Below are 10,202 nucleotides of genomic sequence, written 5' to 3'. Positions count from 1 at the left end.
AAACGCGAGCCATAAGGGGGCCGCGAACCCGCCGCGCCGAAGGCGCGGCAAATCGAACACAGTGCGAGACTGTGTTGCATGCCACCACCGCGCAGCGGGCGCCAGGAAGCGCAGCACGACGGCAACGCCGTGTGCGAGGTCGACGCTGCCGGGCGCAGTGACGCCGCGATCCGCGCGGCGTCCGCCGGGCTGATCGGGCTCTCGCACGCGATTCACGCCGAGCCGGAGCTGGCGTTCGAGGAGACCCGCAGCGCCGCCAAGACCATCGCTCCGCTCGCCGAACGCGGCTTCGAGATCGAGACCGGAGTCGCGGACCTGCCCACGGCCTTCCGCGCGCGCTACGGCAGCGGGTCGCTGACCGTCGGTCTCTGCGCGGAGTACGACGCGCTGCCCGAGATCGGGCACGCGTGCGGGCACAACGTCATCGCCGCCGCCTCGGTGGGCGCGGCGCTCGGTCTGGCCGAGGTCGCCGATGCGCTTGATCTCACGGTGCTGGTGTTCGGCACACCCGCCGAGGAGAGCGGCGGCGGCAAGGTGCTCATGCTGGAGCGCGGGGTGTTCGACGACGTCGCGATGGCGATGATGGTGCACCCCGGCCCGCTCGACATCGTCGGCGCGCGTTCGCTGGCGCTGGCCGACGTGTCGGTGGTCTTCCACGGGCGTGAGGCGCACGCCAGCGCGGCCCCGGAGCAGGGCCGCAACGCGGGTGACGCGGTGACCGTCGCGCAGGTCGCCCTGGGGTTGCTGCGGCAACATCTCCTGCCCGGCCAGCAACTGCACGGTATAGTCGGCGACGGTGGCGTAGCTCCCAACATCGTGCCCGGACGTGCGGAACTGCTGTATTACCTACGCGCAGTCGACTCCGCATCCCTCGACGATCTGATGCGACGAGCGTCGGCTTGCTTCGAGGCGGGCGCCCTCGCGACCGGCTGCACCCACGAAATCCGGACGCTCGCGCCGACGTACACCGAGCTGACCCCGGATCCGGAGTTACTGCTCGTCTACCGCGAGCAGCTCACCGGATCGGGACGCGTGCCGCTCGCTCCGGAGTTCGAGGCGCAGCGGCCGCTGGGCAGCACCGACATGGGGAACGTCACCAACGTCATTCCGGGCATTCACCCGGTCATCGGCATCGATGCCGGTGGTGCGGTGACACATCAGCCAGGCTTCGCCGCGGCCAGCGTCAACGCCTCGGCGGATCGTGCGGTCCTCGACGGTGCGCTCGCGCTCGCGCGTACCGCTATCGCCGTCGCCCGCGATGACATCCATAGAGACAGGTTGTTGCAACGGCTAGTTCAACGACAGGAGGACATTCGGTGAGCACAACCGGCCGTTCTGCGGCGCCGGCGACGGGCCCCGCGCTGGGCATCCGTGTGGCCATGGAGGGCCCCGGCAGCTCCGCAGTGTCGGAAACCGGGGGATCCGGGCGAGCAGCTGTGGAGTCCTGGCTGGCCGATCACACGGTCGATCTCGTCCAGTGGCGCAGGCATATCCACGCCAATCCGGAACTGTCCCGTACCGAGTTCGGCACCACCGAGTTCGTCTCGGCGTGGCTGACCAAGGCGGGACTGACGCCGCAGGTGCTTCCCGGCGGCACCGGCCTGCTCTGTGACATCGGACCGGACGGCCCGCGCATCGGCCTGCGCGCCGACATGGACGCGCTCCCTCTGCAGGAGTTCACCGGACTGCCCTTCGCCTCCACGGTGCCGGGTGTGTCGCACGCATGCGGCCACGACGCGCACACCACCATCCTGCTCGGCACGGCGCTGGCCTTGGCCGAGGTGCCGCGGCTGCCGGTCGGCGTGCGGCTGGTCTTCCAGCCCGCCGAGGAGATCATGCCGGGCGGCGCGATCGACGTGGTCGCGGCCGGTGCGATGGCGGGTGTGGAGCGGATCTTCGCGCTGCACTGCGACCCGCGCCTCGAGGTCGGCCGGGTCGGCATCCGCGTGGGCGCGATCACCTCCGCCGCCGACACCATCGAGCTGGTGCTCGACTCCCCGGGCGGTCACACCTCGCGTCCGCACTTGACCAGCGACCTGGTCTACGCGATCGGCTCGGTCATCACCGGGTTGCCGGGCCTGCTCAGCCGCCGCATCGACCCGCGTACCAGCACCGTGATGGTGTGGGGCGCGGTGAGCGCGGGGAAGGCCCCGAACGCTATTCCGCAAACCGGCATGCTCACCGGCACGATCCGCACCGGAGATCACGCGACCTGGTCGTTGCTGGAGCCGATGGTGCGGGAGATCGTCGACGGCCTGCTCGCCCCGACGGGCGTGCGTTACCAGCTGAACTACCGGCGCGGCGTGCCGCCGGTGGTCAACGACGAGCACTCCACCCGCCTCTTCGAGGACGCGATCCGCGCGCTGGGCCCCGACGCGCTGGCCGACACCCCGCAGTCCGGCGGCGGCGAGGACTTCTCCTGGTACCTGGAGGAGGTGCCGGGCGCGATGGCGCGCCTGGGCGTCTGGTCCGGCGAGGGCGAGCAGCTGGATCTGCACCAGCCGACCTTCGACATCGATGAGCGGGCGCTCGCGGTCGGCGTCCGGGTGCTGAGCAATCTCGTGCTGGACGCGGGCGCTGCTTGATTTCCAGCGCCTGCGGCGCTGGGTGTTCGCGGCCCCCTTGTGGCGCGCGTCCGAGCGGGCGAGACCCGCGCCTGCGGCGCATGCGCTTCGCCCACTCGGACGCGCGCCGGGCCGCGAACGGTGCTCGATGGCCTCGCACCCGAGGGGGCTGGGAGTGTGCCTGCGGCATGGCCGCCCCGGAGGGGACGGTCGTGCCGCAGGCGTTGCGGTCCGACGCGGGTCAGCCGAAGTTGCCCGGGCCGACGTTGCGGCTGTTGCGAGTACGTAGGGCGTGCACATAATCCTCTGGCGCGCCTGCCTTTTCGGCAGCGTCGGCGATCACGCCGAGGTAGCGGGCCGAGGGCAGGCCGCCCTCGTAGGCGTCCAGCACGTAGAGCCAGGCCAGCGTGGGCTCGCCGCCGTCGGCATTGCGGGTCACGCGCAGGCGGATCTTCTTGTGGATACCGAAGTCCGAGCCCTCCCAGCGGTCCAGCCGCTGCTCGTCCTCCGGGGACACGTCGTAGAGCACGACGAACACCCGGGAACCGGGATCCTCGACGACCGTCGCGAGAGGCCCTTCCCAGCCGATGTCGTCACCGGCAAAGGTGAGCCGCCAGCCCTCCAACCAGCCCGTCCCGGACATGGGGGAGTGCGGACAGCGCTCGAGCATCTGCGTCGAGTCCATGTTGGACCCATAGGCGGCATAGATCGGCACCAGCAAAGGGTAGCCAATAACCTTCGCAGACCGCGTTCGATTGCCGCACCTGCGGCGCGGCGCGCGGCGGGGAACCGTTGCGCAGCGGTAACGCGATCGATAGTGCGAGGTGGTTGCCGGATAACGTTTACCCCGTGCCGGAGATCCCGGCGCGAAGCACGAGCGGAGGTATCAATGACCCGCATCGCGATCATCGGTGGCGGACCGGCCGGCTATGAGGCGGCACTGGTGGCGGCCCAGCACGGCGCGTCGGTGACGCTGATCGATTCCGACGGGATCGGCGGGGCGTGCGTGCTGTGGGACTGCGTCCCTTCGAAGACCTTCATCGCCTCGACCGGCGTGCGCACCGATCTGCGCCGCGCTCGCGATCTGGGGATCACCCTGGATCCGAACCAGGCGCAGGTGCAGTTGCCCGAGGTGAACGCGCGTGTGAAGGCGCTGGCGCTGGCGCAGTCCTCCGATATCCGCTCGAAGCTGCAGACCGTCGGGGTGACCGTGCTGGCCGGATACGGCGAGCTGATCGACCGTGGCAGCGGCTTGGCCGCGCACCGGGTGCTGGCCAAGCTTGCCGATGGCGCGCAGCAGACCATCGAGGCCGAGGTCGTGCTGATCGCCACCGGCGCGAGCCCGCGCGTGCTGCCGGGCGCGGAACCGGACGGCGAACGCATCCTCAACTGGCGTCAGCTCTATGACCTGGAGGAGCTGCCGGAGACCCTGGTGGTCGTCGGCTCCGGTGTGACGGGTGCGGAGTTCGTCTCGGCCTACACCGAGATGGGTGTGCGGGTGAAGCTGGTCTCCAGTCGCGACCGCGTGCTGCCGGGCGAGGACGCCGACGCGGCGCTCGTGCTGGAGGACGCGCTGGCCGAGCGCGGCGTCGAGCTGGTCAAGCACGCGCGCGCCGACGCCGTGGAGCGCACCGCCGACGGCATCGTGGTCAAGCTGTCCGACGGGCGCACCGTGTCCGGCTCGCACGCGCTGATGACGGTCGGCTCGACGCCCAACACCGCGAACCTCGGGCTGGAGCGGGTCGGCATCGAACTCGACCGCGGCGGTTACCTCCGGGTGGACCGGGTGTCGCGCACGTCGGTGCCCGGCATCTACGCCGCGGGGGACTGCACCGGTCTGCTGCCGCTGGCTTCGGTGGCCGCGATGCAGGGACGCATCGCCATGTATCACGCGCTCGGGGAGGGCGTCAGCCCGATCCGCCTGAAGACCGTCGCGTCCGCGGTGTTCACCCGGCCGGAGATCGCGACCGTCGGCGTCAGCCAGACGGCGATCGACAACGGTGAGGTGCCGGCGCGCACGGTGATGCTGCCGCTCAACACGAACCCGCGCGCCAAGATGTCCGGGCTGCGACGCGGTTTCGTCAAGATCTTCTGCCGTCCCGCGACCGGCGTGGTCATCGGCGGCGTCGTCGTCGCGCCGATCGCCTCGGAGCTGATCCTGCCGATCGCGCTTGCGGTGCAGAACAATCTGACGGTCAACGACCTGGCCCAGACCTTCTCGGTGTACCCGTCGCTCACCGGTTCGGTGACCGAGGCGGCGCGTTTGCTGATGCGACACGACGATTTGGACTGACCTCGGTTTGGCGCCGGGAGTGCCGTGTCCGATCTCGGACATCGCGCCCGGTGAACTCGGGGTGGGGCCGGGGTGCGGGCGCTCTTGCCACCCTTGGCTATTCGACGCGTTGCCCATCGTGCGCACATGTGGTTCACTCTCGGCAGAGATGCGATCGGAGGACGGTCGCGGAGTTCGGTGTGGGGGGATGGGTCCTTTCCAAATCGGCACTACGAACGGCCCGGGTCGTTCGACGATCAGGCGTCTCACCCAGGGACAACTGCATGCGGCCTTTCCGGTCGCACCCGGGAAGGGAATTGCGAAAAGTGAAACATCGTAAGCCGAGTCGGGCGCAGCGAGCGATGGCGAGCACCTCGTTGCCTCTGGCCACAGCGGCTGCAGTGGCCACTCTCTTCGCTGCGCCGGCGGGGGCGGCTCCCAACGATCCGACCACTCCGCCGGCGCCTGCTCCGACGCAGCCGGGCGTGAACGAGTCGCCGAGCACCCCGGAGACCACGCAGCCGGAGGCGAACAAGCCGGAGTCCAAGCAGGACCCGCAGAAGCCGGAGAGCAAGCCCACGCCGAGCCAGCCCGGCGTCACCACCCCCGAGTCGGACCATGCCGCGCCGGACCAGAAGGATCCGAAGCTGGCCAAGCCGACCCAGCCGGGCGTGACCCCGCCGCGCGTCGCGCCGCTGCCGGTTCCCGGTCAGCAGAAGCCGAGCGACCCGCAGTCCGCGGTTGTGCCGGATCAGGCCGCGCCGCAGCCCGGCCAGCAGTCCACGCCGCAGCTGGGCACGCAGAGCGACAACGACAACGCCCAAGCGCGGCAGCCGGACAGCTCCACGCTGGTGCAGCCGCAGGCGCAGCCGCGCTGGCAGGCGCCGCGGATGGAGGCGGCTCCGGCCGCGCCGGTCGTGGAGATGACCGGCCCGCACGCGGAGATCGGCGCGAACATCGACGGCGGCACCATCCTGCCGGGCCACGTGGCCAACACCCACCACTTCAGCAACGAGGCCGGTTACGTCGGCACCATCGGCTACCGCACGCCGACCGGCTCGGGCGAAGCGGGCGTCTCGGTGGAGTTCGTCGACAAGAACACCGTCAAGCTGACCACCTACACCGGTGGCGAGGGCCTGGCCTCGAACAACACCACGGCCGTGTTCGACACCACCCAGCTGAACCAGGCCAAGGCCGCGGTCGAGGACTGGATCCGGGAGCAGCCGGGCGGCGCGGCCGCCCTGGAGGCCGCCGCACAGGTTAAGCTTCCGCTTCAGCCGGGCGATTTCGCTCCGCAGACCGTCGACGTGGGTGGTGTCACCACCCAGTGGGGTGGTTCACTCCAGTACTGACACGTGCTGTTCGACGGGTGGGGCGGTCGTTCGCGGCCGCCCCACTTGTGTGTCCTGGGAAAGGATTGGGTGTGACTTCCGAGGGTTCTGCGAGGGAGAACGAATCCGACCAGTCCGGTTCGGCGTTCGGTCCGCCGGTGGGGGAGTTCGGGCCGCCGATCTCCGAGTTCGGGCCGCCTGTCTCGGAATTCGGGCCGCCGATGGGCCCGGACAGCGGCCCGGGGTGGCAGGTGCCGCAGTCCACCGACCACTCCGAACTCACCTGGCGCCCGGCGGGCGAGCCGGAGGCGACGACGCCGATACCGCCCCCGCAGTATCGCGCGCCGGATTCGACGGTCTACGCCGAACAGCCGTCCGCGCCGCCCGCGTCCGCCCAGTCCGAACCGTCTGCCGCGGAGGCGGGGGGCCCCACGTCCACGGACGGCGAGAAGGACTCCTGGTGGAGCCAACCGACGCAGGAAGGCGGCGTTCCGAAGCCGCCGCCGCCCTCCGGATCGGGCCTGTCCTGGGCCGAGGATCCGATCGCCATGCGGCTGGCGCTGCGCATTCCCGAGACGCCCGCGCCGACGCGGCGCAGTCCCTCGCGGCGCTGGGTCGTGCTCGGGACGCTCGCGGCAGTGGTGGCGTTGGTGGCGCTGACGGTGACCATCGTGGTGATCAGCGGCAGCGATGACGGCACGGCTGCTTCGGACACCCCCAGCGCCGCGGCGGTGAACTGCCCGGCCCGCACCGAGGGCAAGGTCACCTTCGGCAACGGTCCGGGTGATACGAGCAGCGGGATCCGGGCGATTCTCGGCTTCGAGCACGCGTACTATTCCGAGCGCAGCGCGAGCCGCGCGCACACGTTCGTGGCGCCGGGCGCGAACGTCGAGCCACCTGCGGACTTGCAGAAGGCCATCGACCAGCACATCCCGCAGGGCACGGGCTACTGCCTGCGGATCGCGGAGATTTCCGCCGATCGCTTCAACGTCGAGATCACCGAGCGCCGTCCCGATGGCACCGAGGCCCAGTACTTCCCCGTGATCACCACCGTGAATCTGGACGGCCGGACCCTCATCTATCTCATCGATTGAGGATCGCTCGCGGTGACGCCATCGGCCACGGGACCCGGCCGACTCGGGTGCGTTCGCTGCCGGAGCGATGACTCTCGGCGAAAGATGCCCTCCACCGTCGGGAAATGGGCGGCGTATCTCATATTTTGAGAATTGGATTTCATATTCTGGTAGCCGATGTGAAACAGTGAGGGCTCGCGTACCGTGGCGTCCTTTCGGGAGGTTTCATGTCGGCGCTCACTCCACCGCTGGCCCGGCGTCTCGGCGGCCTCACGAGTTCGGCGATTCGCGACCTGCTGAAGGTGGCCGCGCGCGACGACGTGATCAGCCTGGCGGGCGGCTTGCCGGACGAGCAATTGATGCCCCGCGACCGGATCGCGCAGGCGGCGGAGGCGGCGCTGGCGGACCGCGCACGACTGCAGTACACCGAATCGGCGGGCTGGGGCCCGCTGCGGGACGTGCTCGCGGCACAGGAGACCGTGCGGCTCGGGCGGCCGGTGCCGCTCGAGGAGGTGTTCGTCACCCACGGCTCGCAGCAGGCGTTGTCGCTGCTCGCCGAAGTGCTGCTGGATCCGGGTGCGCTGGTCGTGGTCGAGGATCCCGCCTACGTCGGCGCGTTGCAGGTGTTCCGGGCCGCCGGATCGCGCATCGTGACGGTTCCGTTGGACGCCGAGGGTATGCGGGTCGACGCCCTGGCCGAGCTGCTCGCTCGTGGCGAACGGCCGGCGCTGGTGCACACGGTGAGCAATTTCCACAACCCGCGCGGTGTCACCATGAGCCCGCGGCGACGTCGTGAACTCGCCGGACTCGCCGATCGGTACGGCTTCTGGGTGATCGAGGACGATCCCTACGGCGAGCTGTGGTTCGAGCGGCCGTCCCCGGAGCCGATCGCGACGTATTCGGCCAACGTGATCCGGCTGTCGAGCGTGTCGAAGATTCTGGCGCCGACCTTGCGGGTGGGCTGGATGACGGCGCCCGACGCGGTGTGCCGGGGCGTGGAGCTGCTGAAGCAAGGCGCGGACCTGTGCGGTTCTGCCCTCACCCAGCAGATCGCCGCCGATCTGCTCGCCGACACGGACTGGCTCGGCACCCAGGTGGAGCAGATCCGGCGCGTCTACGGGGCGCGCGCGAGCGTCCTGGTGGACGAGCTGCGGGCGAGCTTCGGTGATCGGCTGGTGAGCACCGACGCCGCGGGCGGCATGTTCGTGTGGGCCGACTTCACGGACGGGACCGACACCGTGGACCTGTTGCCCCACGCGATCGATCTCGGCGTCGCCTATGTCCCCGGCGAGGCGTTCGCGGTCGCCGGCGCCCATCGCAACTCGATGCGACTGTGCTTCACCACCTCCGAGGAGGCGACGCTCCGGGAGGCCGTGGCGCGGTTGGCGCGCGCCCTTCAGTCCACCCAGCCGTAGGTGCGCTCCACGGCCTTGTTCCACGCCGCGAAGCGCTCGTCCCGCTCCACGCCCGACATGGTCGGATGCCAGGTCTTGTCTGCGGCCCAGTTGTCCCGGATGTCGTCGGTGCCCGACCAGTATCCGACGGCCAGCCCGGCCGCGTACGCCGCGCCGAGCGCGGTGGTCTCGTTGACCACCGGGCGCACCACGGGCACGTCGAGGATGTCGGATTGGAACTGCATGAGCAGGTCGTTGCCGACCATGCCGCCGTCCACCTTCAGCGTGGTCAGCTCCAGGCCGAGCCGCTGGGACTCGGCGTCGGCGCGCATCGCGTCCACCACCTCGCGGGTCTGGAAGGCGGTCGACTCCAGCACCGCCCGCGCCAGATGCGCCTTGGTGACGAAACGGGTCAGCCCGGCGATCACGCCGCGCGCGTCCGGACGCCAGCGGGGCGCGAACAGCCCGGAGAACGCGGGCACGATGTACGCGCCGCCGTTGTCGTCGACGCTGCGGGCCAGCGGCTCGATCTCGTCGGCGGCGGAGATGATGCCGAGGTTGTCGCGGAACCACTGCACCAGTGAGCCGGTGACCGCGATGGAGCCCTCCAGGGCGTACACCGCGTCCGCGTCACCGAGGCGGTAGCACACCGTGGTGAGCAGGCCGTGCTTGCTGAACACCGGCGTGGTGCCGGTGTTCAGCAGCATGAAATTGCCGGTGCCGTAGGTGTTCTTCGCCTCGCCGGGCGACAGGCACGCCTGGCCGAAGGTGGCGGCCTGCTGGTCGCCGAGGATGCCCGCTACCGGCACCCCCGCCAGTGGCCCGGACGCGATCGGCGCGTAGACCTCCGAGGAACTGCGCACCTGCGGCAGCATCGACGCCGGCACGCCGAACTCCGCGCAGATCTCCGGATCCCACTGCAGCGAGCGCAGATTCAGCAGCATGGTGCGGGAGGCGTTGGTCACGTCGGTGATGTGCTCGCCGGTGAGATTCCACAGCACCCAGCTGTCGACGGTGCCGAAACACAACTCGCCCGCCTCCGCGCGCTCCCGCACGCCGGGCACGTTGTCCAGGATCCAGCGCAGCTTCGGACCGGCGAAATAGGTGGACAGCGGGAGGCCGGTGCGGTCCTGGTATCGGGCCGGTCCGGCGTCGCCGCCGAGCTGGGCGCACAGCCGGTCGGTGCGGGTGTCCTGCCAGACGATCGCGTTGTACACCGGGCGGCCGGTCGCGCGGTCCCACACCACGGTCGTCTCCCGCTGATTCGTGACGCCCACCGCGGCGATGTCGTCAGCGCCGAGACCGCTGCGCTCCAGAACCGCACCGAGCACGAATTCGGTATCGCGCCAGATGGTTTCGGCATCGTGCTCCACCCAGCCCGGCTGTGGGAAGATCTGCTCGTGCTCGCGCTGGGCCACGCCGACGACGCGTCCCTGCCGGTCGAAGACGATGCACCGACTCGAGGTCGTGCCCTGGTCGATGGCGGCCACATAGCGACGCATCCGTGCAGTGTATTTTGGCCGCGACTTCGTCGCGGCGTGTTCGCGGCCCCTGTATGGCTCGCGTTT

Annotated in this window: 8 protein-coding genes; 6 read left to right on the top strand and 2 right to left on the bottom strand. The window is 70.2% G+C overall.

Translation table 11 applies throughout. The annotated features are described in order from the left end of the window. The first annotated feature begins 78 nt into the window (after positions 1–78). Both NNI01S_RS26770 and NNI01S_RS26765 read left to right on the top strand, forming a co-directional pair. Positions 79–1,320 carry a M20 family metallopeptidase gene (locus tag NNI01S_RS26770; protein ID WP_084489337.1) on the top strand — a complete coding sequence of 414 codons (1,242 nt, stop codon included), beginning with the start codon at positions 79–81 and terminating at the stop codon, positions 1,318–1,320. A gap of 59 nt (positions 1,321–1,379) precedes the next feature. After that, entirely contained in the window at positions 1,380–2,585 is a 1,206-nt protein-coding gene (locus NNI01S_RS26765) for a M20 family metallopeptidase (RefSeq protein WP_063023144.1), read from the top strand. A 220-nt stretch (positions 2,586–2,805) separates the two neighbouring features. On the opposite strand, the gene NNI01S_RS26760 is transcribed toward NNI01S_RS26765, so the two are convergent. Beyond that, the gene (locus NNI01S_RS26760) at positions 2,806–3,279 is read right to left on the bottom strand and encodes a gamma-glutamylcyclotransferase family protein (protein WP_063023142.1); all 474 of its coding nucleotides are present in this window, start codon (positions 3,277–3,279) and stop codon (positions 2,806–2,808) included. A gap of 174 nt (positions 3,280–3,453) precedes the next feature. Here NNI01S_RS26760 and NNI01S_RS26755 point away from each other — a divergent pair, with 174 nt between their 5' ends. The 4 genes from NNI01S_RS26755 to NNI01S_RS26740 all read left to right on the top strand — a co-directional run bounded on the left by NNI01S_RS26755 (position 3,454) and on the right by NNI01S_RS26740 (position 8,655). After that, the gene (locus NNI01S_RS26755) at positions 3,454–4,857 is read left to right on the top strand and encodes an NAD(P)H-quinone dehydrogenase (protein WP_063023136.1); all 1,404 of its coding nucleotides are present in this window, start codon (positions 3,454–3,456) and stop codon (positions 4,855–4,857) included. Positions 4,858–5,321: 464 nt separating this feature from the next. Continuing rightward, a complete protein-coding gene (locus NNI01S_RS26750; RefSeq protein WP_245676384.1) occupies positions 5,322–6,188 on the top strand; it encodes a hypothetical protein in 867 nt (288 codons plus the stop codon). Positions 6,189–6,259: 71 nt separating this feature from the next. Then, a complete protein-coding gene (locus NNI01S_RS26745) occupies positions 6,260–7,261 on the top strand; it encodes a DUF8176 domain-containing protein (protein WP_063023138.1) in 1,002 nt (333 codons plus the stop codon). Between the two features lie 206 nt (positions 7,262–7,467). After that, the gene (locus tag NNI01S_RS26740; protein ID WP_063023134.1) at positions 7,468–8,655 is read left to right on the top strand and encodes an aminotransferase-like domain-containing protein; all 1,188 of its coding nucleotides are present in this window, start codon (positions 7,468–7,470) and stop codon (positions 8,653–8,655) included. On the opposite strand, the gene glpK is transcribed toward NNI01S_RS26740, so the two are convergent. Then, positions 8,637–10,136, bottom strand: a complete 1,500-nt coding sequence (gene glpK, locus NNI01S_RS26735) for a glycerol kinase GlpK (protein WP_063023132.1) — start codon at positions 10,134–10,136, stop codon at positions 8,637–8,639. The two genes, NNI01S_RS26740 and glpK, sit on opposite strands and share 19 nt — an antisense overlap. Between the last annotated feature and the right edge of the window lie 66 nt (positions 10,137–10,202).

Origin of the sequence: Nocardia niwae NBRC 108934 = DSM 45340 (genome assembly GCF_001613465.1) — a bacterium.
Taxonomy (GTDB): Bacteria; Actinomycetota; Actinomycetes; order Mycobacteriales; family Mycobacteriaceae; genus Nocardia; species Nocardia niwae.
Note: the sequence above shows the minus strand (reverse complement) of the source record. Positions and strands in the feature narration are given on the sequence as shown.

Coding starts and splice junctions, on each gene's coding strand:
- NNI01S_RS26755 (WP_063023136.1), top strand. CDS start 3,454: ATGACCCGCATCGCGATCATCGGTGGCGGACCGGCCGGCTATGAGGCG.
- NNI01S_RS26740 (WP_063023134.1), top strand. CDS start 7,468: ATGTCGGCGCTCACTCCACCGCTGGCCCGGCGTCTCGGCGGCCTCACG.
- NNI01S_RS26765 (WP_063023144.1), top strand. CDS start 1,380: ATGGAGGGCCCCGGCAGCTCCGCAGTGTCGGAAACCGGGGGATCCGGG.
- NNI01S_RS26770 (WP_084489337.1), top strand. CDS start 79: ATGCCACCACCGCGCAGCGGGCGCCAGGAAGCGCAGCACGACGGCAAC.
- glpK (WP_063023132.1), bottom strand. CDS start 10,136: ATGCGTCGCTATGTGGCCGCCATCGACCAGGGCACGACCTCGAGTCGG.